The 26,468-nt window shown below is 44.1% G+C and carries 18 protein-coding genes; 8 read left to right on the top strand and 10 right to left on the bottom strand.

What is annotated here, in order from left to right:
* Positions 1–13: 13 nt before the first annotated feature.
* The 4 genes from glmM to rlmE form a co-directional block, all read right to left on the bottom strand.
* Entirely contained in the window at positions 14–1,354 is a 1,341-nt protein-coding gene (gene glmM, locus FTW16_RS08200; protein ID WP_060982626.1) for a phosphoglucosamine mutase, read from the bottom strand.
* A gap of 21 nt (positions 1,355–1,375) precedes the next feature.
* Positions 1,376–2,206 carry a dihydropteroate synthase gene (gene folP / locus FTW16_RS08195; RefSeq protein WP_146490657.1) on the bottom strand — a complete coding sequence of 277 codons (831 nt, stop codon included), beginning with the start codon at positions 2,204–2,206 and terminating at the stop codon, positions 1,376–1,378.
* 88 nt (positions 2,207–2,294) lie between these two features.
* Entirely contained in the window at positions 2,295–4,265 is a 1,971-nt protein-coding gene (gene ftsH / locus FTW16_RS08190) for an ATP-dependent zinc metalloprotease FtsH (protein ID WP_146490656.1), read from the bottom strand.
* Positions 4,266–4,372: 107 nt separating this feature from the next.
* The gene (gene rlmE, locus FTW16_RS08185; RefSeq protein ID WP_017059396.1) at positions 4,373–5,002 is read right to left on the bottom strand and encodes a 23S rRNA (uridine(2552)-2'-O)-methyltransferase RlmE; all 630 of its coding nucleotides are present in this window, start codon (positions 5,000–5,002) and stop codon (positions 4,373–4,375) included.
* Positions 5,003–5,116: 114 nt separating this feature from the next.
* On the opposite strand from rlmE, the gene yhbY reads away from it, so the two are divergent.
* Positions 5,117–5,413 carry a ribosome assembly RNA-binding protein YhbY gene (gene yhbY, locus FTW16_RS08180; protein ID WP_004738252.1) on the top strand — a complete coding sequence of 99 codons (297 nt, stop codon included), beginning with the start codon at positions 5,117–5,119 and terminating at the stop codon, positions 5,411–5,413.
* A gap of 126 nt (positions 5,414–5,539) precedes the next feature.
* On the opposite strand, the gene greA is transcribed toward yhbY, so the two are convergent.
* Positions 5,540–6,013, bottom strand: coding sequence for a transcription elongation factor GreA (gene greA / locus FTW16_RS08175; protein ID WP_061018733.1), 474 nt, complete (start codon positions 6,011–6,013; stop codon positions 5,540–5,542).
* A gap of 515 nt (positions 6,014–6,528) precedes the next feature.
* Between greA and FTW16_RS08170 the strand changes: the two genes are divergently transcribed.
* Entirely contained in the window at positions 6,529–7,551 is a 1,023-nt protein-coding gene (locus tag FTW16_RS08170) for a porin (RefSeq protein ID WP_146490655.1), read from the top strand.
* A gap of 111 nt (positions 7,552–7,662) precedes the next feature.
* Positions 7,663–9,096, top strand: a complete 1,434-nt coding sequence (gene dacB / locus FTW16_RS08165) for a serine-type D-Ala-D-Ala carboxypeptidase (RefSeq protein ID WP_146490654.1) — start codon at positions 7,663–7,665, stop codon at positions 9,094–9,096.
* A 104-nt stretch (positions 9,097–9,200) separates the two neighbouring features.
* Here dacB and FTW16_RS08160 read toward each other — a convergent pair whose 3' ends face one another.
* The gene (locus FTW16_RS08160) at positions 9,201–10,046 is read right to left on the bottom strand and encodes a magnesium transporter (RefSeq protein WP_146490653.1); all 846 of its coding nucleotides are present in this window, start codon (positions 10,044–10,046) and stop codon (positions 9,201–9,203) included.
* A 393-nt stretch (positions 10,047–10,439) separates the two neighbouring features.
* Positions 10,440–11,627 carry a tyrosine--tRNA ligase gene (gene tyrS / locus FTW16_RS08155; protein WP_017059402.1) on the bottom strand — a complete coding sequence of 396 codons (1,188 nt, stop codon included), beginning with the start codon at positions 11,625–11,627 and terminating at the stop codon, positions 10,440–10,442.
* A 129-nt stretch (positions 11,628–11,756) separates the two neighbouring features.
* Here tyrS and FTW16_RS08150 point away from each other — a divergent pair, with 129 nt between their 5' ends.
* The gene (locus FTW16_RS08150; protein WP_146490652.1) at positions 11,757–13,046 is read left to right on the top strand and encodes a peptidoglycan DD-metalloendopeptidase family protein; all 1,290 of its coding nucleotides are present in this window, start codon (positions 11,757–11,759) and stop codon (positions 13,044–13,046) included.
* A gap of 96 nt (positions 13,047–13,142) precedes the next feature.
* Here FTW16_RS08150 and FTW16_RS08145 read toward each other — a convergent pair whose 3' ends face one another.
* The 3 genes from FTW16_RS08145 to erpA form a co-directional block, all read right to left on the bottom strand.
* Entirely contained in the window at positions 13,143–16,232 is a 3,090-nt protein-coding gene (locus FTW16_RS08145; protein WP_146490651.1) for an efflux RND transporter permease subunit, read from the bottom strand.
* Positions 16,233–16,242: 10 nt separating this feature from the next.
* Positions 16,243–17,367 carry an efflux RND transporter periplasmic adaptor subunit gene (locus tag FTW16_RS08140; RefSeq protein WP_146490650.1) on the bottom strand — a complete coding sequence of 375 codons (1,125 nt, stop codon included), beginning with the start codon at positions 17,365–17,367 and terminating at the stop codon, positions 16,243–16,245.
* A gap of 343 nt (positions 17,368–17,710) precedes the next feature.
* Positions 17,711–18,052, bottom strand: coding sequence for an iron-sulfur cluster insertion protein ErpA (erpA, locus tag FTW16_RS08135; protein ID WP_004734539.1), 342 nt, complete (start codon positions 18,050–18,052; stop codon positions 17,711–17,713).
* A 296-nt stretch (positions 18,053–18,348) separates the two neighbouring features.
* Here erpA and hemL point away from each other — a divergent pair, with 296 nt between their 5' ends.
* From hemL to FTW16_RS08115, 4 genes are all read left to right on the top strand, one after another.
* The gene (gene hemL, locus FTW16_RS08130; protein ID WP_146490649.1) at positions 18,349–19,644 is read left to right on the top strand and encodes a glutamate-1-semialdehyde 2,1-aminomutase; all 1,296 of its coding nucleotides are present in this window, start codon (positions 18,349–18,351) and stop codon (positions 19,642–19,644) included.
* Positions 19,645–19,987: 343 nt separating this feature from the next.
* Positions 19,988–21,073, top strand: coding sequence for an AI-2E family transporter (locus tag FTW16_RS08125; RefSeq protein WP_060982637.1), 1,086 nt, complete (start codon positions 19,988–19,990; stop codon positions 21,071–21,073).
* Between the two features lie 110 nt (positions 21,074–21,183).
* Entirely contained in the window at positions 21,184–22,206 is a 1,023-nt protein-coding gene (gene rsmC / locus FTW16_RS08120) for a 16S rRNA (guanine(1207)-N(2))-methyltransferase RsmC (protein WP_146490648.1), read from the top strand.
* Between the two features lie 216 nt (positions 22,207–22,422).
* Positions 22,423–25,812: a response regulator gene (locus FTW16_RS08115; protein ID WP_146490647.1), complete on the top strand. Its 3,390-nt coding sequence runs from the start codon at positions 22,423–22,425 to the stop codon at positions 25,810–25,812.
* The last annotated feature ends 656 nt before the right edge of the window (positions 25,813–26,468 follow it).

Below are 26,468 nucleotides of genomic sequence, written 5' to 3'. Positions count from 1 at the left end.
GTAAAAGGTTAAATTAGCAATTTGCTTTTACTGCATCTGCAATCTTAAGCGCAGATGCTTGAACAAGCTCAGCATCTTCGCCTTCAACCATCACACGTAGTAGTGGCTCTGTACCAGACTTACGTAATAGCACACGACCTTTCTCGCCAAGCTCTGCTTCTACTTCAACAACCGCTGCTTTTACCGCCTCTGCTTCTAATGGGTTTGAGTCTCCGCTGAAACGAACATTTTCTAGAACTTGAGGGTACAACGTCATGCCTTGAGACAGCTCATTCAGAGTCATTTCGCTATCAACAACTGAAGCCAATACTTGCAGAGCAGCAACGATAGCATCACCCGTCGTCACTTTATCTAGTAGGATAACGTGACCCGAGTTTTCGGCACCGATCTTCCAGCCTTTAGCAAGAAGCTGTTCCATTACATAACGGTCACCAACAGCCGCACGTACAAACGGAATACCTAACTGCTTAAGGCCATTTTCCATACCAAGGTTGGTCATTAGTGTACCAACAACGCCACCTTTCAACTCACCACGGCGCAGGGCATCACGAGCAATGATGTAAGCAATTTGGTCACCATCAACTTTGTTGCCTAGCTCGTCAACCATAATGATACGGTCACCATCACCATCAAAGCCAAGGCCTAAGGCCGCTTTTTCTTCAAGTACTTTTGCTTGCAGAGCACGTACATCGGTAGCACCCACTTCATGGTTGATGTTAGTACCGTTTGGCTCAACACCAATCGCAATAACTTCAGCACCTAGCTCTTTAAATACAGCAGGTGCAATATGGTAAGTCGCACCATGAGCACAATCGACAACAATCTTCATGCCAGCAAGTGTCATCTGATTTGGGAATGTGCTCTTACAGAATTCAATATAACGACCAGCGGCATCGTTTAAACGTACCGCTTTACCAAGCTCAAATGAGTCAACACATTCGATCTCTTTATCCAATTCGGCTTCAATCGCCAACTCGATATCATCTGGTAGTTTTGTTCCCTCAGAAGAGAAGAATTTGATACCGTTATCGTAGTAAGGGTTGTGCGATGCAGAGATAACGATACCAGCTTCCGCGCGGAAGGTTTGAGTTAGGTAAGCAACGGCAGGTGTTGGCATTGGGCCAGTAAACGTAGCCTGCAGACCAGCAGCAGCAAGACCTGCTTCTAGCGCAGACTCCAGCATGTAGCCAGAGATACGAGTATCTTTACCAATGATGACTTTCTTTGTGCCCTGCTTCGCAAGAACACGACCCGCAGCCCAGCCAAGCTTCAGAACAAAATCAGGTGTAATAGGGTACTGGCCAACTTTGCCACGCACACCATCTGTGCCGAAATAACGTCTCTTATCAGACATAGTGATTTTCCTTAATTATGATTAGTGATTGTTATTCATCACTTCGATTATCTTCATCGCTTCCAATGTATCTTCAACATCGTGAACGCGAATAATTTGTGCGCCTTTCATTGCCGCGATAGTAGCGCAAGTGACGCTAGCGACCATGCAATCTGCCGGGGCTTTGTCTAATAGCTTAAAGATCATCGACTTTCTCGACATCCCCGCTAAGACTGGCAACCCAAGCGTGTGAAATTTTTCTAGGTGCGCTAATAGGTGGTAATTGTGTTCAATGGTTTTACCAAAACCAAAACCAGGATCTAGAATCAGCTGCTCTTTTGATATACCAACAGCTTCACACGCTTCCACCCTTTCTTTTAAAAAAGCTTCAACATCCGTTAGAACATCATCGTAATTTGGGTTAGCTTGCATGGTTCTTGGCTGACCTTTCATGTGCATCAGGCAAACTGGTACCTTAGCATTGGCGGCTGCTTCTAGAGCTCCGGGCTCTTGTAATGCGCGCACATCATTGATCAAGTCAGCCCCCGCTTCAACGGCTTGGCGCATCACTTCTGCTTTACTGGTATCAATAGAGATCCACACATCAAACTTGGCGCGAATTGCTTTAATGGCAGGGATAACGCGAGCGAGCTCCTCTTCTAAAGATACGTCAGGTGCTCCCGGACGAGTTGATTCACCACCAATGTCAATAATGCTAACACCAACTTGAATCATTCGCTCAGCTTGCAGTAAAGCATTATCTAATGAATTGAATTTCCCGCCATCAGAGAAAGAGTCAGGCGTGACATTGAGGATACCCATCACATGTGGGCGGTCTAAAACGAGCGTTTTATTATGTGCTTTTAATATCATTGAAGGCGGGTCTTAAAGGTAAAAACATCTTGGGCTATAAACAGAAAAACCCTGAGCGTACTCAGGGTTTTAATTTAAAGCTTAGCGATTAAGAATCTTTGTTTTGAGCATCGTCTGATTCAGACTTAACTTCTTCAACTTGCGACTCTTCAGCTTTTGGTTCGGCTTTAGTTTGCTCTTCTGATTTCGCTTCAGGTTTAGCTTCTTCCTTTGCAGGTTCTGCTTTCGCCTGATCCCCCCAACCAGCTGGCTCACGAATGTCGTCTTTACGTTCCATCAAGTCATCAATCTGACCTGCATCAATCGTTTCAAACTTCATTAGCGCATCTTTCATCGAGTGCATGATATCCATGTTCTCTTCAAGAATTTGCTTCGCACGAGCATAGTTGCGGTCGATTAGAATACGAATTTCTTCATCGATCAGCTTAGTAGTATCGTCAGAAACATGTTTCGCTTGGCTCATGCCACGACCAAGGAAAACTTCGCCTTCTTCTTCAGCATATAGAAGAGGACCCAGTTTTTCAGAGAAGCCCCACTGCGTAACCATCTTACGAGCAATATCAGTTGCACGTTCGATATCGTTAGACGCACCAGTCGAAACTTTGTCTTTACCGTAGATAAGTTCTTCAGCAAGACGACCACCATACAAACTAGAGATCATTGATTCTAGATGTTGGCGAGACATGCTTACGCGGTCCTGCTCAGGTAGGTACATAGTGACACCAAGTGCACGCCCACGTGGAATGATTGACACCTTGTACACTGGATCGTGTTCAGGTACCAGACGACCAACAATTGCGTGACCCGCTTCATGGTAAGCCGTTGACTCTTTCACTTCTTCAGACATCACCATTGAACGGCGCTCTGCACCCATCATGATTTTATCTTTAGCTAGTTCGAACTCAACCATAGAGACATTGCGCTTGTTACCGCGAGCTGCAAATAGCGCCGCCTCGTTCACAAGGTTCGCAAGATCTGCACCAGAGAAGCCTGGAGTACCACGAGCAATCAGAGATGGTTCAACATCACCCGATAGTGGCACTTTACGCATGTGCACTTTAAGAATCTGTTCACGACCACGAACATCAGGTAGACCTACCACCACTTGACGGTCAAAACGACCAGGACGAAGTAATGCTGGGTCTAGTACGTCTGGACGGTTAGTCGCAGCGATAACAATAATTCCTTCATTACCTTCGAAACCGTCCATCTCAACCAGCATTTGGTTTAGTGTTTGTTCACGTTCATCGTGACCACCACCAACACCAGCACCACGTTGACGACCTACAGCATCGATTTCATCGATAAAGATGATACAAGGTGCCGCTTTCTTCGCTTGTTCGAACATGTCACGCACACGAGATGCACCAACACCAACAAACATTTCAACGAAGTCAGAACCAGAAATCGTAAAGAACGGTACTTTCGCTTCACCGGCAATCGCTTTTGCAAGCAATGTTTTACCCGTACCAGGAGGACCAACCAACAGGATACCTGTCGGGATCTTACCACCTAGCTTTTGGAAGCGGCTTGGATCACGAAGGTAATCCACAAGCTCTTTCACGTCTTCTTTTGCTTCGTCACAACCTGCAACATCAGCAAACATCGTTTTGATTTGTTCTTCGCTCATCATTCGAGCTTTACTCTTACCGAAAGACATCGCGCCTTTACCGCCGCCGCCGCCTTGCATTTGACGCATGAAGAAAATCCACACACCAATCAGTAAGATCATAGGGAACCATGAGATGAAGATAGTGCCAAGCAGGCTCTGTTCTTCAGGTGGTGTACCCTGAACTTTTACGTTTTGATTAATTAAGTCATCAAGTAGCTTTTGATCATAAACAGGCATGTAAGTTACATACTTAGAACCACCACCACGACGTGTGAAAGTGATTTCGCTGTTATTGAACTGTGCGTCTTGAATCTGGCCTTGGCCAACTTCCTGTACAAACGTGGTGTAATCTACTGCTCTGCCGTTACTTTCTCCAGGGCCAAAGCTCTGGAATACCGACATCAACACTACCGCGATAACAAGCCACAGAATTAAATTTTTTGCCATGTCACTCAAGGTGTAAGCCTCTCGATAACTAATTGTAATTAAAGGTAGGGTACTACAGTTTGTAACCTGTAGCCATGTTGTTAACTCTCACTATTGGAAGAGAATCGTTAACCTTTGTAACCAGTGGCTACGATAAACACTTCACGAGATCGAGCTCGAGAAGAGTCGGGTTTTCTGACTTTTACTGTTTTAAACATCTCGCGGACGTCCTTAACGTATTGGTCAAACCCTTCGCCTTGGAATACTTTTACAACAAAACTACCATTGGTAGCTAGAACTTGTCGACACATATCCAAAGCTAATTCAACTAAATACATAGCTCTTGGCTGATCCACAGAATTGTTGCCTGCTATATTAGGTGCCATATCTGACATCACGACATCAACCATGTTTGGTTGTATACGCTCCAACAAGGCATCTAGCACTGCTTCTTCGCGGAAATCGCCTTGTAAAAAGCTAACACCAGCAATCGGGTCCATTGGTAACAAATCACACGCAATGATTTGTCCGTTGTCTCCAACAATCTTAGCAGCATATTGAGACCAACCGCCAGGCGCTGCACCCAAATCCACAATGGTCATCCCAGGAGACAGCAATTTATCTTTCGTTTGAATCTCTTCCATTTTGAAATAAGCACGTGAACGATAGCCTTTCTTTCTAGCTTCATTTGCGTACTTGTCGTCGAAGTGTTCCTTCAACCAACGGCCTGAACTGGCCGAGTGTTTCTGTTTGCTCATTGGATACCTAAATTGGAGGAAAGTACTAATTGCTGAATAAATTATAGTCTTCAGCTTTAGATGGCGTTAAAATAGGTTTTTTCAACCCTAATAGTAAAGAAAATTGGCCGCGTAATGAACCTAAGTACCAAACAAAAGCAGCATCTAAAGGGCCTAGCTCACAGTTTAAAACCTGTTGTGCTAATGGGCGCAAATGGACTTACTGAAGCTGTTCTAGCGGAAATCGAATTAGCTCTAGACCACCACGAACTGATCAAGATTAAAGTTGCATCAGAAGACCGTGAGACTAAGCAACTGATTATCGATGCAATTGTACGTGAAACTAAAGCTGAAAAAGTACAGACTATCGGTAAAGTTCTAGTACTATTCCGTCAGTCAGAAGCACGTAAAATCGAGATTCCACGTAAATAAGCGAGCTTAATATAAGCTAACTTCCACTAAGAGAAAGCCATAGCGCTTATCTTTTAGTGTAGCGTGAGAAACGAAAAAGGTCGCATTAAGCGACCTTTTTACTTATCAGAAACAAAGAAAATTCAATTAGATATATTCTACTTTGTCGATTTCGAAATCTTTATCGCCACCAGGTGTAGAGATAATAACCTCATCGCCTTCCATCTTACCAATAAGACCACGTGCAATTGGTGATTTCACAGAAATACGACCAGTTTTGATGTCAGCTTCATCTTCAGAAACGATCTGGTAACGGAATTCTTCATCCGTATCGACATCGATCAAAGTTACTGTCGTACCAAAGATAATCTTACCCGTATTATCCATCTGAGTTACATCGATGATCTGAGCTAGCGATAGCTTATATTCTATATCTCGAATTTGAGCTTCACAGATACCCTGCTCTTCACGAGCGGCGTGGTACTCTGCATTCTCTTTCAAATCACCGAGTTCACGTGCTTCACCAATAGCTGCTGAAATAATAGGACGTAGCTTAAGTAGGCGATCTAATTCGTCACGTAGCTGCTGAGCGCCACGTACTGTCATTGGAACCTTTTCCATTTTTTACCTCTATGCCAAAGCTTTCTTTGGCCAACATAAATCCACCCAACATACTTATTGGGTGATAGAAACAAAACAATTTGGCTTAGTGTAAACAAACTTGATGGCTAAATCACCTTTATTCCACTTTGTCTTATAAAAGCTTTATCTAGCTCTAAATTACAGACATCACAAAAATGAATAATAACCTTCCCATCAATAAGTCAGCAATTGAATACCTAAAAAAAACAAAAACAAACCAAATAAATGTAGATCACACTTTTAAAATACAACTACAAAAACAACAAGTTAAGAATAAACCAACATAATAAAACAGTGTTCAGTTTTTCAATTTATATCATTTTACTAACTAGCTAAGGAACTTTAGGGGTAAAAAGTAACTCATGGATTGCACTGGCATTTTTTAGCGTTCTGACCTAATCATGGTTATGAAGCCTGATTAATACAGGCAAGACACTAAAAGGATTCAAATCCTTAATAAATACCTTTATGGACAGTAATTAGGAATTAATAACATGAACAAGACTATGATCGCGCTTGCTGTATCTGCTGCAGCTCTTGCTACTGGCGCTAATGCGGCAGAACTATACAACCAAGACGGTACTTCTCTAGATATGGGTGGTCGCGCTGAAGCTCGCCTATCTATGAAAGATGGTAAAGCACAAGATAACTCTCGTATCCGTCTTAACTTCCTAGGTAAAGTTGAAATCCAAGACGGCCTATACGGTGTTGGTTTCTACGAAGGTGAATTCACAACTTCTGACTACGACAAAGACGGTAACAATGTTAGCGGTAACGATACAATCGATAACCGTTATACTTATGCTGGTCTTGGTGGTACATACGGTGAAGTAACTTACGGTAAGAACGAAGGTGCTTTAGGCGTTATCACTGACTTCACAGATATCATGGCTTACCACGGTAACTCTGCTGCAGACAAAATCGCAGTAGCTGACCGTACTGACAACATGCTTTCTTACAAGGGTCAATTCCAAGACCTAAGCGTAAAAGCTAGCTACCGTTTTGCAGACCGTTCAACAGAAACTGCTAATGGCGATACAAAATACGTTGATAACGGTGAAGATGGTTACTCTCTATCTGGTATCTACGCTATTGGCGAGACTGGCATTAAACTAGGTGCAGGTTACGCAGACCAAAACGAACAAAACGAATACATGCTTTCAGGTTCTTACGCTATCTCTGACCTGTACTTCGCAGGTGTATTCACAGACGGCGAAAAAGCTAAAGACAACGGTGATTACACTGGTTACGAATTAGCAGCAGCGTACACTATGGGTCAAACTGTATTCACAACTACGTACAACAACGCTGAAACTGACGGTGACACGTCTGCAGACAACATCGCAATCGACGCTACTTACTACTTCAAGCCAAACTTCCGTGGCTACGTATCATACAACTTCAACCTGATTTCTGAAGGTGATAAGTACGGTACAGTTGGTACTTTAGTAAACCGCGGCGCAACTTCAGCACAAGCTGAAGACGAGCTAGCTCTAGGTCTACGTTACGACTTCTAATTCTGATTATCTAATTGATTAATTAGTTAATTGAGAATCAAAACGCCCGCTACCTAGCGGGCGTTTTTTATATCTGTATACTGAAAATATCAACCATCCAAGAAATCTTCTATGCGCCTTCTACCCACCCTACTTGTATGTGGTTTTTCCATTAGCATTTTCTCGACTAACACTTTCGCATATGCCCCTTTAGATAAATTGCCAGACGGTAGTAGCACAAGTTTAATATTGGAATCACTGAATGGTAATTCAAACGAAATGAAAACTAACAGTGATAGCTTTTTCCCACCAGCCAGTACCTTAAAATTGGTCACGGCTTTGGCAGCCAAATTAGAGTTAGGAGATGACTTCCACTACACGACAAGTATTTCCCGTTCGAATAAGGATGTTGTGATCTCATTTAGCGGTGATCCAACACTACAACGAGAACACCTAAAAAGTCTTTTAGCTCAATACGCTAAGTCGCAATCTAAAACCATCGAAGGTAACTTGTATCTCGATAGTTCAGCTTTTACTGGCTATCAGCGAGCCGTTGGTTGGCCTTGGGACATTCTAGGCGTTTGTTACAGCGCGCCTTCGAGTGCAATGACTTTGGACAGCAATTGCGCGCAAGCTTCTATTTATACAAAAGATAACGGCAGCACTCGGGTCTATATTCCGGCTCACTACCCGATAGACGTGACAACCTCTGCAGCCACGGTAACTCGCTCTGGGCAGAAGGCAACACAATGCGACTTGGAGCTCATAACGACACCAGATAACGCTTATAAGCTCTCTGGCTGCTTAGTTGAGCGTAAAAAGCCACTGCCACTCAAGTTTGCGATTCAAAATCCAGAGCTTTACACCTCTCAAGTCGTGAGTTCTCTGCTTAAAGAACTGAAGATTCAGGTTAAAGGCGATGTGATCCTTGGTAAAAAAGAGACAGCAGACAAAACAACATTAGTCGCGAGCCACCATTCAGAAAAGCTTCCTGAACTGCTCGATACCATGTTGAAGAAATCAGACAATCTAATAGCAGATAACCTAACTAAAACACTGGGTGCAACGTTTTATGTCCAGCCTGGTAGTTTCAATAACGGCACCGAAGCGATAAAGCAGATATTACTGACTAAGGCCAACATTGACCTAAGTAAAGCACAGTTAGTCGATGGCTCAGGGTTATCGAGGAATAATCGCATGACCTCGCAAACCATGGCTCAGGTTCTACGTTATATCTGGGATAACGACCAACAGCTCAACTTAATCGAGGCAATGCCTACATCTGGCACTGATGGAACGCTCAAATACCGTCAAAGCATGAGAAAAGCACCGATCCAAGGCAACATTGTTGCAAAGAGCGGATCTTTATATGGCAGTTACAACATGGCGGGATACGGATTAGATAAAACAGGGAATCCAAACTCTCTGTTTGTGCAGTTTGTGCGTGATTACTTCCCTGAAGAACAAGATCCAGACAAGCCAGTAGAAGCGCCAATCACCCAGTTTGAACGTGCTTTCTACAAAGATGTGGTCGAATTCAGTCAAACACAAAGTGAATATCAATAGTGGTTAACTTGTGTAAACGGTTAATTACCCGATAAAAAATGGCGCTGAAGATCTTCAGCGCCATTTTCATTTCTAACATGTATTTTAGCTATTTTTAGAAGCTTTTAAGCGATTCCTAGGAATGAGTTCACGACAGTGAAGTAGATCCACATCCCTGAGATATCCACTATCGAAGCGAGTACTGGACTCACTAACACCGCAGGATCAAGCTTAAATAGCCTAGCAACTATCGGTAACCCGCCTCCGAGTACGGTAGATATGGTCACTTGAATAAACAGCGCTACCGCAATCGCAAGGGCAATCATGTTGATATCATAACCACCTGTCGATTGGTTTTCGCTAAATAGCAGAATACGACCAATCATCACCATAGCAATCGCAAGTGCTAAGCAGATGGCGACTCTAAACTCTTTCCATAGAACGTTGGCCCATTGGCGCTTCTTCAACTCGCCAGTAGCCAAGGCTCTAATCACCAAAGTTGCAGCTTGCGTTCCTGTGTTACCACCCGCAGCAGCGATTACTGGCATATAAATCGCCAGAAGCACCAGTTGGCTAAGGATATCTTCATACTGAGCAATAATAAGCCCAGAGACAATACCTAGCAGTGCTAATGCAATAATCCAACCGATGCGCTGCCTAACGTGGCTCATTACTCCAGTAGAAAGATAGCCCTGCTGAGGTTCAACCTCTGAATAGATCAGCCCTAGTTGGTGAGCTAGATGTCGAGAGCGCTTCTCAAAGCCCTGCTCTTCTAACTCACTAAGTAAAGTCTGAATCGTACTAAGAGAGCATTGCCCCAGTACTAACACCGCATCTTCAAGCGGCATACGGTTCAAAAGGTTAATTTGTTGTTCACGTCCGTACTGTTGAAATGCATTCGATACAGCTTGGATGTCTTGCTCTGAATACAGAGCTTCAATAGATAAAAAAGCGTTGTTCATTACCGTCATGGCGAATCTCCCGATTGGCAAAGGTAACGACCATCAAAACAAATAGCATAGATTTATAGATTTATAGATTTATAGATTTATAGATTTATGCGCACCAAGAGCTTAAAGCTACTGGTGTGTCTACTTGTTAGAATCTAGTGTGTGGAAAAGAATGAGGGGGAAAAACAAAGATACCCTACCTGAACGGCAGGACAATAGATCAATACCGAGACAGGTTATTCTTCTCCATTCAAACTAGGAGGATGGTCGGTATTGTTCATAAAAATCTCCAGAATTACTGTCAATTTGACAGCGCGCATAGTGTAGCAATAGACGTTTCAAAGTTTCGTCAATTTTAAGTCAATAAAAAAGGCATCCGTGGATGCCTTTGATTTCAATTATTGATATGCATTATTACTTAATAGTAATACGAGCAAACTTACGCTTACCTACTTGGTAAACCGCAGTACCTGCTTCAGGTACGAATTTGCTGTCTTCAATCTTCTCGCCTTCAAGCTTAGCCGCGCCTTGCTTGATCATACGCATCGCATCAGAAGTCGAGTTTACTAGACCCGCTTCTTTTAGAACGTTCGCAATTGGTAGACCTGCTTCGAATTCAAATTCAGGCATTTCATCAGGAACTTGGTTCTTAGCAAAACGGTTAACAAATTCTTGCTCAGCGGCTTCAGCATCTGCTTCACTGTGGAAACGCGCGATGATCTCTTTAGCAAGAAGCACTTTAACGTCACGCGGGTTCTTACCTGCATCAACGCCAGCTTTCAGTTCCGCAACTTCTTCAAGAGGACGGAAAGACAGTAGTTCGTAGTAACTCCACATTAGATCGTCAGAGATAGACATGATCTTACCAAACATCTCGCTTGGTGCTTCGCTGATACCGATGTAGTTGTGCGCAGACTTAGACATCTTCTTCACGCCGTCTAGACCAACAAGTAGTGGCATCATTAGTACCGCTTGTGGTTTTTGACCGGCAGCTTTTTGCAGTTCACGACCCATTAGCAGGTTAAACTTCTGGTCAGTACCGCCAAGCTCAACGTCGCTCTCTAGTGCAACAGAGTCGTGACCTTGTAGAAGTGGGTACATGAATTCGTGGATTGCAATCGGTTGGCCACCAGCGTAACGCTTTTTGAAGTCATCACGCTCAAGCATACGAGCAACAGTTTGGTTAGAAGCAAGACGAATCATGCCTTCAGCACCAAGCTCAGATAGCCACTCAGAGTTGAAACGAATTTGCGTTTTCGCAGGATCTAGAATCTTGAATACTTGCTCTTTGTAAGTTTCAGCATTCTTCAATACGTCTTCACGGCTTAGCGGTGGACGGGTTGAGTTCTTACCTGATGGGTCACCAACCATTGCAGTGAAATCACCGATAAGGAATGTCACTTCATGACCAAGCTCTTGGAAAGCACGAAGCTTGTTAAAGATAACCGTATGGCCTAGGTGGATATCTGGAGCTGTTGGATCAGCACCCAGTTTAATGCGTAAAGGACGACCTTCTTTTAATTTAGCAATTAGTTCGTCTTCTGGAATCAGTTCTTCTACGCCACGTTTGATCTCGGCTAGTGCAGCTTCAATACTCGCCATTCTTGTTCACTCCCACAGATTTGGCAAAAATATAATAATTAGACATCTTACTTGAATAGCGATGTATTTTGAAACCAGTTACACTATTCCGTCGTCGATTTTCATAATATTTACAGAACGAACCGGAACATGTTGTCTATTTTTGCACGCCTTCCTATTTTGCACCGGGCTTTTATCGCATTTTTTAGTGCCGTAATTTTCGTCGCGATTTTCTTACTCCCCGACGTCAACAGTTTACGTGACGATACGGGCGCTTTAGTGGTGGGGAAACATTACCCACTGACTATCAATACATCCGCGCTTATGGGCTCAAGTGATGCGCCACCAACAGCTGTGCTCAATTGGGAAAAATATACCGTTCGTTCTGGCGAAAGCACTTCTGTTCTATTCGAACGTATTGGCCTCTCATACCGCTTGCTGATCACCCTACTTAATACCAACAATGATATTAAGAAGCAGCTGTCTAACCTAAGACCTGGTGATGTATTGCAGTTTGGCTTTGATGAAAACAACGACCTTGTTCAGCTAAAACGACAGCTTAGTGCGTTTGAAAGCTTTAAGATCACTAAGTCTGGCGATTCGTTTTCCTCTAGTTTCGACAAGAAAGAGGTTGCCTACCAATACAATTATGCCGAAGCCGATATCACCTCGAATTTCTGGAACGCTGGCGTAAGCGCAGGTTTAACCGCAAACCAAATTATGGAACTGGCAGGCATCTTCGGTTGGGATATCGACTTTGCGTTAGATATTCGTAAGAATGACAGCTTCAAAATCTTATACCAAGAAAAAGTAGTTGAAGGTGAAGTGGTTGGTCGCGGTAAGATCATGGCAGCCGTATTCAAAAACCAAGGTGATTCATTTACCGCGGTATTAGATGATAAGAGCGGCAATTACTTCGATGAAAATGGTCGTGCAATGAAGAAAGCGTTCTTGCGATCTCCTATTGATTTTCGTCGTGTAACATCGAACTTTAACCCTAACAGAAAACACCCAGTAACCGGTAAGGTTCGCGCTCACCGCGGCACTGACTACGCAGCCCCTGTTGGCACGCCTATCTGGGCTGCCGGTGACGGTATCGTTCAGAAGTCGGGTTACAACCAATTCAATGGTAACTACGTGTTCATACGCCACAGCAACACCTACATCACCAAGTACCTGCACATGAAGCGACGTATGGTGAAAACTGGTCAGCGCGTAAAACAAGGCCAAACCATTGGTACTTTGGGTGGTACGGGCCGAGTGACTGGCCCACACTTACACTATGAATTCTTGGTCAATGGCGTACATAAGAATGCGCGTACCGTGAAATTGCCTCAATCTAAGTCGTTAACCGGTAAGGCAAAAGCAACCTTTATTGCCAACTCAGAGATTCGATTGAATAACCTAGAGCGATACGGCCAGTTACTAGCAACTAATTAGGCTACTAGTGACTAATTAGATTAATAGCCATATAAACCAACGAAAAGAGCGCCCACCAAGGCGCTCTTTTTTATGTTCATCGAACCACTGTATCGACTATTCTTCAGGCTTCTTGTCTCGCCCTAGCATCAATAGACAAGGCGTCAGTACCAAAGTTAGGACTGTCGCGAATGCTAAGCCTCCCGCAATTGCGGTAGCGAGTTGCGACCACCACTGCGTGCTCGGAGCACCGAATTCTATCTTTTGATTAATCAGGTCGATGTTCATCTCTAACACCATCGGCATCAAACCTAAAATAGTAGTGACAGTAGTCAGCATTACAGGTCTTAAACGTTGAACTCCGGTTCTTAGAATCGCATCTCGCTTATCCAAGCCTCTTTTAATCAACTGGTTATAGGTATCGATCAGCACAATGTTGTTGTTCACCACTATACCTGCCAGTGCAATCACTCCAATACCAGACATCACGATGCCAAACGGACGCTGGAAGATAAGCAAACCAACAAATACACCTACCGTCGAAAACAACACTGCACTAAGAATCAAAAACGCTTGATAGAAGCTATTAAACTGAGTAATCAGAATCAAAGCCATCACCGCCAGAGCAACCAAGAAAGCACTTTGTAAGAAAGCAGAAGAGTTTTCTTGTTCTTCATTTTGACCACGAATACGAAACTCGACACTACTTGGTAGACCCAACTCACTCAACGCTTGCTCGATCTTTGGCAACTCGAGAGCAAGGTTATAGCCCTCTTCCATATCACCCATGATGTTCACTACACGCTTACCATCAAGACGTTTGATCGTGTCTTGCTTATGGTCAGGGACTATCTGCGCAAAATTGGTGATCGGCACTAAGCCTGCTGGTGTTTTAACTCTTAGTTGGTCAAAGCGCCCAATATCTCTTTTATCGCTTGGATAGCGCACCAAGATATCGACCTCTTCTGAAGAATCATCTGGGAGGTAATCGCCAATCTTTAGCCCGTTAGTGACGAATTGAACCGTATTACCCACCAAGGTCGCATCAGCCGAAAAACGAGCGGCATCGTCGCGGCGAATATCCACTTTCCAATCGATGCCATCTTTACTCGCGGTATCACTTATATTGGTCAGCGCCTGATTGCCATCCGCCCAGTTCCTTACAATTTTTGCAGCCTGATTCAGTTGCTCTGGCGTTCTTGCCGACAGCTCTATCACTAAATCATTCTCAACCGGAGGCCCTGCATCTGGAAACTTATATTCAATCTCAACACCAGCGTATTGATCGGTTTGTACCTTCAACTCATCAATGATCGCTTTAACACTGCGGCGGTATTGCCAATCAACAGGCGTAATCGAGATCAAACCAATCTGGTCGTCACCACCAGTGCGCGTATAAACGGTATCGAACTCATCATAGTTGAGCATCATCAGCTCAATATCACGCATGATGCCATCCTTTTCTTGGATAGAGAGATCACCATATGAGCGGACTTTGACATTAAAGAATGGCGGATCAACCTCAGGGAAGAATTCAGCTCCAAGACCGGCTTTGGAGTAAGTAAATCCAACCGCAACCGCGAGCAGTATCGCACTACAAAGAATCTTAAAGGGGTGCTTAATCGCAATCGACAGTGTGTGGTAATACGCCTTAGTTAAGCCGGTGGCTTGTGAAAAGTCACCATTATGCAGTGCGACCATTCGAGCTTGGCTTTTAGACGATACGTATTGAGGTTTGCCAATCAAGCCGCCTAATACGGGCACAAATAACAGCGCCATGATCAATGAAGCAGTTAAAGTAGCGATAAGGGTTAACGGCAAATACTTCATGAATTCGCCCGTCACATCCGGCCAAAACAATAACGGAGCAAATGCCGCCAAGGTTGTCGCAGTAGACGCTGTTATCGGCCATGCCATACGTTTAGCTGCATCCCGGTAAGCGGCTTTACGTCCTTCACCTTCTTGCATTCGCCTGTCTGCAAATTCGGTCACCACAATCGCGCCATCGACCAACATACCAACCGCCATGATCAAAGAGAACAGCACTACAATGTTGACGGTTAAACCGAATACAGACAGCACTAGTAGCCCGGTAAGGAATGATCCAGGAATTGAAATTCCGACCAATAGCGCGGTTCGGACACCAAGAATGGCGATGATAACGATCACCACTAAAATGATGGCGGATAGAATGTTGTTTTGCAGATCATTGAGCATGATCTTCACATCTTTGGATTCATCCCAAGTGTACTTAACCAATAAGTTATTTGGCCATTCGGCTTGCTGTTGAGCGCCAGCCATTACGGCTTTCACTAACTCAACCGTTTCAATGATGTTTTCACCTGCGCGCTTCTTAATGTCCAAGACAACCGCGGATTTACCATCTAAGCGAGCAAAGCTTTCAGGATCTCGAAACGCTCGACGAACCGTGGCCACATCACCAAAGGTCACGACCTGCTTACCATCCACTTTAATTGGTAGCTCAAGCACGTCTTTTAGAGAGTTAAACACCGAAGGAACTTTAACCGAGAAACGACCATAGCCAGTATCGACAAAGCCTGCAGCAACCACTCGATTGTTTAACGCAATCAGGTTATAGATATCGGCTTGATCTAGGCTGTAGCTTTCCATTAAAAGAGGATCAACAATGATTTCAACAATATCTTCCCTGTCACCCGCTATATCGACCTCTAATATCTGACGATAACTTTCGAGTTTATCTCCCAGCTCTCGAGCAATTTGTACGATAGTACGTTCTGGTACAGTTCCAAACAGAACTACAGAAAGTACAGGCTGCTCCGAAGCAAGTGTCACTTCATTTACAACCGGTTCATCACTATCTTCTGGCAGTTTTGGCTTAGCCAGATCAACCGCGTCACGCACATCGGCCATTGCTTTGGTAAGATCGACGCCAACATTAAACTCCAACACAACAGAAGCGTGCCCTTCTGCAGCGGTTGCCGTCATCTCTTTTACGCCTTCAATCGACCTAAGCTCTTGTTCTATTGGGCGTACCAGTAAACGCTCCGCATCGGTTGGCGAGATCCCTTGGTGCCCTACTGAAACGTAGATAATTGGAATGGTGATATCTGGGCTCGATTCTTTGGGTATCGTGATATAGGTAATGACACCGGCGACAATAATTAACGCCAAAAGGGAGAGCATTGTTCGAGCACGAGACAATGCTGCATCAATAATTGAATACATCGATTGTCTCCTACTCTGCGGTTACGTTAGAGAGTTCAGCGCCTTGCTCAACAGCAATCACCAAATCACCATCACGCACAAAACCTTGCCCCACCGTGATGATATCGACACGCTGACCTAACCCCGTCAGCCACACTCCATCTTGCTCAGCTTTCACCAGTTGAATACCGACAAATTTCACGATTGGTGAGTCATCAGTTGAAACCAAAGTTTTGACTCCAAGATTGCCCGCCTCATCTAGTGCCAACATGGCAGGTGTCACTTTGATAGCGTCTCTCGTTTCTAGATTGAGGGTTACTTCGGCACTGACACCAGCAGGTAACAGGCCATCGGAGTTATCGATTTCAATCTCAATTGGGAAGGTATTGGTTGAGGCAGAAGAGATTCGAGAAACATAACGTAAGCGGCCTTCCGCTTCTTCTCTTCCCAGCAAGCGAACCAAGGTAGACTGATTAACTAACAAATGCTGGATATGACGCTCACTCACATCGGCTTCGATGACCAGAGGATCGAGGTCAATCACGCCCGCGACCGGATCGCCAACCCCAACAAAGTCACCAAGCTCCACCATCAAACCTTGAACCACACCAGAGAACGGGGAAGTAATTACCGTATTCTTTAAAGCCAACTCCGCATTGCGCATCATGGCTTTTGCTTCTGTTAACGAAGCCTCTGCTGTGGTGTAGGCGATTTCGCCTTGCAGCCCTCTTTTCTTCAGTGATTGCGCCGCTTTGAATTCTTTTTTCTTCAAACGATATAACGCAGATGCTCGCTCCAGCTGAATCTCTAAGTCGCCTTTATCAATCTGAGCAATGGCTTGTCCTGCTTTAACCATATCCCCCTTAACAACATTCAATCTGACAATCTTGCCCGCGACTTCTGCGCCTAGACGAGCATGCCTATCGGGCGCCGTTCTTCCATAGAGATCAATCGTTTTAAAGGTCGGTGATGAAGTGAAGGTTTGAAAGGAAACTTTAGCCAACGGAATTTCTGTCGCCTTTTTTTCAGGTGACTCTCCTGCTTGCCCTACGCCTAAACCAAGCCAGATCGACAACAACACGACTAGAGTCAGAGAAACTAGCCACGGCTGCTTAAGTTTCTGAAAAAGTGGTGAGTTAGGAAATAGAGTGGGCATAACAAATCCTTTTGTCCGATGTAATTAAGGTAAGCTAATTGGCTTAACACGGTTATGTGCAACTTCCATATGCACAGAGATAACCTTACCAGACCAAAACCAAACGAAGTTGGACGCTATCGACAGTTTAAAGAATATGCCGTGTACTAAAAATGAAGGAAATACTTTGAAAAATAATAGGTTAAATATCGAGGTAAGTACTGATTTCGATGAAAAAGCCAAGCGGTCGACCGTGAGGTTTAACTTACTACGGCTTTTTGAGGAGTCTATAACACAAAAACGCCGAACATAGGTTCGGCGTTTGCAGTGTTTCTAATGTAGCTTTCAACTTTTTCTGTTCAAGCTATACGCTAAATGAAGCACCACAGCCACATGTTGTTGTAGCGTTCGGGTTGTTCACAAAGAAACGTGCGCCTTCTAGGCCTTCTGTGTAATCAACCATGCCGCCCATTAGATATTGTAGGCTCATTGGATCAACAACTAGCGTTACACCGCTGTTTACAATGGTAGTGTCGCCATCATTTACTTTTTCATCAAATGTGAAGCCGTATTGGAAACCACTACAACCACCACCTGTAATGTATACACGCAGTTTTAGTTCTGGGTTTTCTTCTTCAGCGATTAGCGTTTGTACGCGGGTAGCTGCTGCATCAGAAAAAGACAATGGGATATTTACTTCGCTCACGACAACCTCTCTTACCTGTGTCAAAAACAACATGATACAAATCTAATTCGAGACCATAGTTGTTGAGTATTTTCTTATATTCTACTGATTATCTAATACCTGACTGAAACGTTCAAGTATTCACCACCGGATCGCCTCTTTTAGTGCAGTAAAGTAGTCAATATCGAGCAATTAAAACGTGTAACCACACAAAACAACCAGATTCGGGCGATTATATCAGCGAAAGCATTCCTAGTTGGATTATGGATAGGTACAATGCGTGCCAATTGGTCCGACAGTCAAAAGAGGATATATCAATGACCAAATCAGCAGAGCTGTACGAAAAAGCACAGCAAACTATTCCTGGTGGCGTAAACTCTCCAGTTCGTGCATTCAATGGTGTAGGTGGTTCTCCAATCTTCGTTGAACGCGCTGATGGCCCACTTATTTTTGATGCTGATGGTAAAGCGTATATCGATTACGTTGGCTCTTGGGGTCCAATGATCCTTGGTCACAACCACGTTGTCATTCGTGATGCTGTTATTGCAGCAGCTCAACGTGGCCTTAGCTTCGGCGCTCCAACCGAAACTGAAATCAAAATGGCTGAACTTGTCTCTGAAATGGTTCCATCAATGGAACAGCTACGTATGGTGAGCTCAGGTACAGAAGCAACAATGAGTGCAATTCGTCTAGCTCGTGGCTTCACTGGTCGTGACAAAATTCTTAAGTTTGAAGGCTGCTACCACGGTCACGCAGACAGCCTACTTGTAAAAGCAGGTTCTGGCGCACTGACTTTAGGTCAGCCAAGCTCACCAGGCGTACCGGCTGATTTTGCGAAACTAACGCTAACAGCAACCTTCAACAATCTAGATTCAGTACGTGAAATCTTCGCAGCAAATAAAGGCGAGATCGCTTGTATCATCGTTGAGCCAGTCGCGGGAAACATGAACTGTATCCCTCCTGTAGAAGGCTTCCACGAAGGTCTACGTGAAATCTGTGACCAAGAAGGTGCATTGCTAATCTTTGATGAAGTAATGACAGGTTTCCGCGTTGCTGAAGGTTGTGCTCAGGCTTACTACAACATCAAGCCAGATCTAACGTGCCTTGGTAAAGTAATCGGCGGCGGCATGCCAGTGGGTGCTTTCGGTGGTCGCAAAGAAGTGATGCAATACATCGCACCTACAGGCCCAGTTTACCAAGCGGGTACTCTTTCAGGTAACCCTGTTGCAATGGCTGCTGGCTACGCGTGTTTGAACCTTCTAAGAGAAGAAGGCAACGAAAAGCGTCTAGCTTCAAAAACTAAGCAATTAGCAAATGGCTTCAAGCAACTTGCTGACAAACACGGCATCCCAATGCTAGTTCACCAAGTTGGTGGTATGTTTGGTTTCTTCTTTACAGATCAAGAAACTGTGACGTGCTACGAAGATGTAACTAAGTGTGATGTAGAACGCTTCAAGCGCTTCTTCCACCTAATGTTAGATCACGGTGTTTACCTTGCACCTTCAGCATTCGAAGCAAGCTTTACTTCTCTTGCTCACGGTTCAAAAGAACTTGATGCAACACTAGAAGCCGCAGACCGCTCTCTTGCGATCATTGCAGCTGAAAGCAAATAATCGAAAGCACTTTATAAGTCGCTAACTGGTTGAATTTAGGGCTGCATTAGGTGCGGCCCTTTTTTGTACGCCACGTTCATCAACTGTGAATATGGCAGCTTGCCTATCAGCCAACTAAGACCAAAATTGAACTAAAAACACCTAACGTTCCCAAAAAAGAAAAACCAACAGCATCAAGGTACCTAGGAACATTCTGAACCAAGGGATCTCTTTTTTTGTTTGCTGTTCTTCATCTTGGCATTTCTTATCTTTATTACAGCATCCCATTATCAAAACTCCTCATTGCTAACTCTCTGTTTTGCAGCCATTATAAACTTAGAACGCAAATATAGAGACCATTACCGTGTCAGAAAAAATTAAAATCAATTCCAGTCACTGGGTGATCATCATAGCCTTACTTGCGGCTGCTTATGCTTGTTACCTGCTTATCGAGCCGTACGTTAATTCAATTGTGATGGCTTTCATCATTTCACTGTTGATGTTCCCGATCCACGAGTGGCTTGAAAAGAAGATTCCGAATAAAGAAAACATCGTCTCTCTGCTGTCTTGTGTCATCCTGACTTTCATTATTGTGATTCCTTTATTAGCAGTGTTCGCAGCGATTGTGCAGCAAGGTTCTCTGTTCTCTCAGAACACTTACCAATGGGTGACACACGGCGGTATTCAGACTCTGTTTGAGCACCCTATCGTTGTTAAAGCACTGTCGTTCGTAAATAATTACCTGCCTTTTGATAACATTGAACCTAAAGCCATCGCACAGAAAGTTGGCGAATTCGCGACAAGTTTTGGTTCTAAGTTGGTTGGGATCAGTGCGAAAATCTTAGGTGATGCGACCAATTTCTTGATGGACTTCTTCTTGATGCTGTTCGTTTTGTTCTTCTTATTAAGAGATCACGACAAAATCATTAGTGTGGTGCGTCATATTCTTCCGCTATCTCGTAGCCAAGAAGACAAGCTTCTAACAGAGATAGAGCAAGTATCTAAATCAGCAGTAATGGGCTCATTCTTAACGGCCATCGCGCAAGGCTTTGCGGGTGGTTTAGGTATGTGGATTGCTGGTTTCCCTGGGTTGTTCTGGGGAACCATGATGGGCTTTGCCTCTTTCATCCCAGTCGTGGGAACCGCTCTCATCTGGATCCCTGCTGCAACATACTTGTTCCTAACAGGCGATACCACTTGGGCGATTTTCCTAACGGTTTACTGTGTAGCAATTGTTGGTTCAATTGATAACCTGCTACGTCCGTTGTTGATGCAAGGCAGTGCAGGCATGAATACCCTAATGATCTTCTTCTCACTGTTAGGTGGTATTCAACTGTTTGGCCTAATTGGTCTTATCTATGGCCCACTAATCTTTGCGATTACCATTGTCCTATTCAACATCTACGATGAAGAGTTTAAAGACTTTTTAAACCAGCAAGACAAGAGTTAATCAACGGCTCAGCAACTTGGTTGCCGAACGAGTATTAAACACTTCAAGCTTTGGGCGGATTATGCGAAAATCCGCCCTCATTTTTTGCTAACGATTCAACAGAGTATCCTATGTCAGCTTATATTGCCCCAAGCCAGATTGCTCAACGCCAACTCGCCTACTTTGAAGGCAAACATGTTTTAGTTGCAGGTGAGGCAGAAGACTTGTTCCCTGTTGAGTTAGCGAAACATTGTGAATCTGTCTCTGTATTTACGTCTAATTACAGCTACTACCGTCAACTGGAAGGCTGTAACACCATCCAACGTTTTTACGGTGCTGAGTTTACTGAAGAGACCAAAGCAGACTTAGTGATGCTGTATTGGCCAAAGGCCAAGGCAGAAGCAGAATTTTTGTTAGCGATGTTATTTGCCAAGCTAGGCAAAGATACCGAAATCGTCGTGGTTGGTGAGAACCGCTCAGGCGTGAAGAGCATCGAGAAGATGTTTACTCCTTACGGCAAAGTCGTTAAATACGATTCAGCACGTCGCTGCTCTTTCTACTGGGGTCAATGCTTCGAGCAACCACAAGCATTCAACCTACAAGACTGGTTTAAGACCTACACGGTTAACATTGATGAACAACCTCTGACGGTAAAAAGCCTTCCTGGCGTCTTCAGTCACGGTCAATTCGATGTCGGCAGCCAACTTCTGCTTGATACTCTGCCAAAACTAAAAGGCAAAGTACTGGACTTTGGTTGTGGTGCAGGCGTATTAGGCGCGGTAATGGCATCTCGTAACCCTGATATCGAACTAGAAATGTGCGACATCAGTGCATTTGCCGTGGCATCCAGCCAAGCAACCCTAGAAGCGAACGGTTTAACGGGTAAAGTCTTCGCTTCAGATGTCTATTCTGATACTGCAGAAGACTACCAGTTCATCATCAGTAATCCACCATTCCACTCAGGTTTGGATACTAGCTACAGTGCGACTGAGACCTTACTTGCTCAGGCTCCTAAGCATTTGAAACGTTCTGGTGAGATGATTATTGTTGCGAACAGTTTCTTAAAATACATTCCAATTATTGAACAAGCGTTTGGAAAATGCGCGACTCTAAATAAGACCACTAAATTCGCGATTTATCACGCAAGCAAATAGCCTACCTAACACAGCGCAGGGTCATTATCTGCGCTGTCTGTTCATATTTTTGTCAAAACTCTATAAAAATGAGCTTTTGCACACGCTTTAAATACCACTTACTTGTCAAAGTAAAAAAACTCGTTAATTTCGTTAAATTGGAAACCATTAATTCTATTCTCTGTACTTGTTTTCGCCCCTTTTAGCAGTACATCAAAGGAAAGTAGTACCCAATTTATGTTTAGATTTTATCGTAAGCAGAAGTTTAAGCGCCTTCAAAATACCCTAATGCTGGCATTTCTTGTCCTCAGTATTACTCCAGTGACACTTATCGCGATATTTTTCCTTCAATCGCACAGTCAGGACCTTCAGGAACAAAGCACCTCACACCTTGTTTCAGTCCGTGATACTAAGCAACAGCAAATTGTCGATTACCTGCAAGCTCAAGAATCCCAAGTGATGGGCTTTGTTCGCTCTGAACTAGCCAATGCCAGTGGCGGCCGATTCTATGGATTAATCAATGCCTTCCAGCGACTTGGTCTAGATATTGACGAGGCACGCAGTAATGCGCAGCAACGCTACATTCAGGGATCTGGCGATCAAATCAAAACATCGATTCTTCCAGAGTCCAGTAGCTTTATTGGCAGCGAGCGCTATCGACTACTTCACAAGCGCTACCATAATGCTTACCTAGAGCTGCTTAAACGCTCTGATTTTGACGATATTCTATTGGTTGATATCAATGGTAACGTCGCTTACTCCGTCTTTAAAAATGACGATTACGGCACTAACTTACTAACAGGTAAGTACAAAGATTCAAACCTAGGCGTTACCTTTCAACGACTCGCTAAAGATGTCACCGACCGACGTAAATCCAATGAAGATTACACGCCGGTTATTGTATCGGACTTTAAAGACGAGAATGGGAAACAGACAGCATGGCTAGGTGCGCCTATCGTACAGCAGGGTTACCTACACAGTTATGCGATGTTCAGACTGCCGATCAATGGCATCACCAAACTGATTGCCGATCTCAACAAGAGCTCTAACATTCAAACGCTTCTTGTAGGTAGTGACCACTTACCTCGTAGCCTTGCGCACTCTCAAGAATCGATTAACTTAAGCCTAGATGTGGTTGATAAAGCACTTGCGGGCGAAACAGCGGTAGGCACATTTGATAACACTCTAGATCAGGCGATCATCGCGGCCTATACACCAATTGAACTCAAGTACGCGACTTGGGCTCTCGTTGTCGAACTTCCGGAAAAAGAGGCATTTGCCCGTATTCATCAACTAGAAAAGATCTTCGTGATCGTGATGTTAACGGCGATCATTCTGGTTGTTGTCGCATCGCACTATCTGTCTAACTTCATCACCTCACCGCTACTTAAACTGACGTGGGCAGCCGAGAAAGTTTCTGCGGGTGATCTTGATGAGACGATGATCAATACCGAACGTAAAGATGAAATCGGTCGTTTGGCGGTAAGCTTTGAACGAATGCAGCGCTCTATTCGTGAAAAGATGCAGTTGATCAAAAGCCAAAATGATGAGCTTGAAGACAACCTCAAGACCATTCAAAAGCAAAATGAAGAGTTACAGCTGGCTAACAAACTCAAAGATGAGTTCTTAGCGACCACCTCTCACGAGTTGAGAACACCACTGCATGGCATGGTTGGTATCGCTGAAGCACTGATATCAGGCGCGAATGGTCCTATTCCGGCTAACCAGAAGTACCAGTTAGATATCATCATCAATAGTGGTCAAAGATTGGCTACGCTGGTTGATGACCTGCTTGATTACCACAAGATGCGTTACGGCAGCTTGGACATTAAGAAGTCAGCCGTTGATTTGTCTGCAGCCACCAGCTTGGTCCTAGAGTTGTCTCATCACCTGTTGGGCAATAAGCCAATCCGTATTATTAACCAAGTGCCAAGTGATTTAGGGCTGGTTTCATCGGATCCTCAACGACTTGAGCAAGTAATGTATAACTTGGTCGGCAATGCCATCAAGTACACCTCAGAAGGTAAAATTGTTATCTCTGCCAGCGTTATCGACGACAACATTCGTGTACAAGTTGTCGATACTGGCCAAGGTATTCCAGCCGAGTATCTTGAACACATCTTTGAGCCATTGATTCAAGCAGGACAAGATGCGAATAACTACCGCCAAGGTGCTGGGCTTGGATTATCGATCAGTCGTCAGTTAATTGAGTTAATGGGCGGTTCGCTGTACGTAAGTAGCCAGCCAATGCTTGGCACTACGTTTAGCTTTACCCTGCCCCTAGCTACTCAAGATGAGCTGGACAGTTACAACGAATCAGGTCACTACTCGCACTTCCAAGCACCTGATTTAATTGATAACAGCCAACAAGAAAACAGTGTTATCAGTGAAAATCCAGATGGTCCGTTACTGGTTATCGCCGATGATGAGCCGGTTAACCTGCGAGTATTAGACAGCTTCTTGAAGTTAGAAGGTTATCGAGTACGTACTGCATGTGACGGCCCTGAAACCATCGAGTTAATTGAAAAAGAGAAACCGGAACTACTGCTGCTCGATATAATGATGCCAGGTATGAGCGGCTATCAGGTTTGTGAAGCACTGCGTAAGCAATACGATCATGCTCAATTGCCAATCATCATGCTAACGGCACTCAACCAAGCAGAAGACCGTGTTCGAGGTTTCGAAGCGGGTGCCAATGACTACTTATCGAAGCCATTCAACAAACAAGAACTGGCGGCTCGAATAACAGCGCATCTATCAGCAAGTAAAGCCGAACAGAGGCGCCTTGAAAACGACCAACTGCAACTCGAGCTCAAACATAGAGCGATGGTTGAGGCTAACCTGTTGGAAACTCAAGGACGCTTATTAGAACAGTTAGAATCGGCACCTGAGGCTATCATCTGTATTCGTGATGACCAACGTATTCGCTTTGCTAACGAAGCGGCAGCGAAGCTATTCAGGCGCGGTCAAGAACAACTTAAACGCTCAATGGCTGACGAGATCATCGCACCTAAATACCTTAAGGTGGAACAAGCACACTACTGCGGTGACATTGATATCTATATAGATGACACACGTCAGCGCATACCAAGTGACATCCTTAAGCTACCTGAAGGCTCAGGGCTCGACACCATGTATATCTTTAATGTAGGCGGTGGCGTTAACTCAAACCGTATTAATAACCTTGAGACCGCTGTTGAAGCGCTTTCTAGCTATGCATTTGAAGGTGATAAGGACAAACTGCAACAATTGAAAGAACTCGGTGGTGAGTTTACTCGTCTGGCAGATAAAGCCACTGGAGAAGGTAAAAACAAGCAAGAGTTAATGCGTGAGGTCTTAGTCGATGCAATGACTAATGCCATCATCTACTGGGAATCGGTGACTGGTGAAACCAAATTTGCTTTCGCCGAGAAGAGTGGCTTGTGGCGTGTCTACTTAGATCGCAGTACGTTGCAAACTCGAACGCTAGACAAATACCTACGCGTCGAAACCCTACCAAAAACACCTCGCTGGCGAACGGTATTGAGTTCTATCGAATTCATACTTGAGCACTGTAAAGAACAAACACCAGAGAGGACGCATATTGAGATGCTAAGGGATAAACTGCAGAAACTCTTGACCAGTTAAACCTGAACCAATACCTCCTTATTAGCCCACCTAGCGTGGGCTTTTTTGTGGGTATCATTCGTAATCAAAACACAAGAATGTCCATTCAAACACACTTCTTTCACGGTGTTAAACAAGCAAAATGACACGTTACTCAAGCTTAAACAATCACCTGCTCAATCGCTATTTAGAAGCTTATTCTTGGCTGAATTTCACAGTTCTCCGACTCTTTGTTGCAGTTTGAGAAGCGAGTCACAACAGAACGGCAGATTTAATTTTCTAGGGAAATTTAACGTAAAACCGGCAAGTGACCGAGATCTACAATTACACTACCACACCTTAAAGCCTTATAATAAAAAGCCCAAATAGTAAGTAAGCACTAACATTATAACATCATCGCAAAATCAAATGCGAGTCACATCACCTTAACAAATGCGCATAAAAAACCACCAAACCACCCGTTTTTGACGTTAATGACGTGGAGTTAAGTGTTTTTAACGTTTTTGACGGGAAACGAGTTTGATTAATTCATCGATAAGGTGTTTTCTTACTCCTGCCAAAGGCCTACAGGCCACTCTTACCACTTCTCAGAATCAACGATGAATCTGGAGCAACGAAGAAGAGGTAGGCCTTTAACCAGAGTGTGTATCTACTAAACAATTTAGCGACAGATAACA

Source organism: Vibrio sp. T20 (assembly GCF_007858795.1).
Classification (GTDB): Bacteria; Pseudomonadota; Gammaproteobacteria; order Enterobacterales; family Vibrionaceae; genus Vibrio; species Vibrio satsumensis.
Note: the sequence above shows the minus strand (reverse complement) of the source record. Positions and strands in the feature narration are given on the sequence as shown.

What these genes read in the sequence shown, in the direction of transcription:
- FTW16_RS08140 (WP_146490650.1), bottom strand. Translation starts at nt 17,367, where the DNA reads ATGCCCACTCTATTTCCTAACTCACCACTTTTTCAGAAACTTAAGCAG.
- glmM (WP_060982626.1), bottom strand. Translation starts at nt 1,354, where the DNA reads ATGTCTGATAAGAGACGTTATTTCGGCACAGATGGTGTGCGTGGCAAA.
- ftsH (WP_146490656.1), bottom strand. Translation starts at nt 4,265, where the DNA reads ATGGCAAAAAATTTAATTCTGTGGCTTGTTATCGCGGTAGTGTTGATG.
- tyrS (WP_017059402.1), bottom strand. Translation starts at nt 11,627, where the DNA reads ATGGCGAGTATTGAAGCTGCACTAGCCGAGATCAAACGTGGCGTAGAA.
- yhbY (WP_004738252.1), top strand. Translation starts at nt 5,117, where the DNA reads ATGAACCTAAGTACCAAACAAAAGCAGCATCTAAAGGGCCTAGCTCAC.
- dacB (WP_146490654.1), top strand. Translation starts at nt 7,663, where the DNA reads ATGCGCCTTCTACCCACCCTACTTGTATGTGGTTTTTCCATTAGCATT.
- FTW16_RS08170 (WP_146490655.1), top strand. Translation starts at nt 6,529, where the DNA reads ATGAACAAGACTATGATCGCGCTTGCTGTATCTGCTGCAGCTCTTGCT.
- greA (WP_061018733.1), bottom strand. Translation starts at nt 6,013, where the DNA reads ATGGAAAAGGTTCCAATGACAGTACGTGGCGCTCAGCAGCTACGTGAC.
- FTW16_RS08145 (WP_146490651.1), bottom strand. Translation starts at nt 16,232, where the DNA reads ATGTATTCAATTATTGATGCAGCATTGTCTCGTGCTCGAACAATGCTC.
- FTW16_RS08160 (WP_146490653.1), bottom strand. Translation starts at nt 10,046, where the DNA reads ATGACGGTAATGAACAACGCTTTTTTATCTATTGAAGCTCTGTATTCA.
- rsmC (WP_146490648.1), top strand. Translation starts at nt 21,184, where the DNA reads ATGTCAGCTTATATTGCCCCAAGCCAGATTGCTCAACGCCAACTCGCC.
- FTW16_RS08150 (WP_146490652.1), top strand. Translation starts at nt 11,757, where the DNA reads ATGTTGTCTATTTTTGCACGCCTTCCTATTTTGCACCGGGCTTTTATC.
- FTW16_RS08115 (WP_146490647.1), top strand. Translation starts at nt 22,423, where the DNA reads ATGTTTAGATTTTATCGTAAGCAGAAGTTTAAGCGCCTTCAAAATACC.
- hemL (WP_146490649.1), top strand. Translation starts at nt 18,349, where the DNA reads ATGACCAAATCAGCAGAGCTGTACGAAAAAGCACAGCAAACTATTCCT.
- folP (WP_146490657.1), bottom strand. Translation starts at nt 2,206, where the DNA reads ATGATATTAAAAGCACATAATAAAACGCTCGTTTTAGACCGCCCACAT.
- rlmE (WP_017059396.1), bottom strand. Translation starts at nt 5,002, where the DNA reads ATGAGCAAACAGAAACACTCGGCCAGTTCAGGCCGTTGGTTGAAGGAA.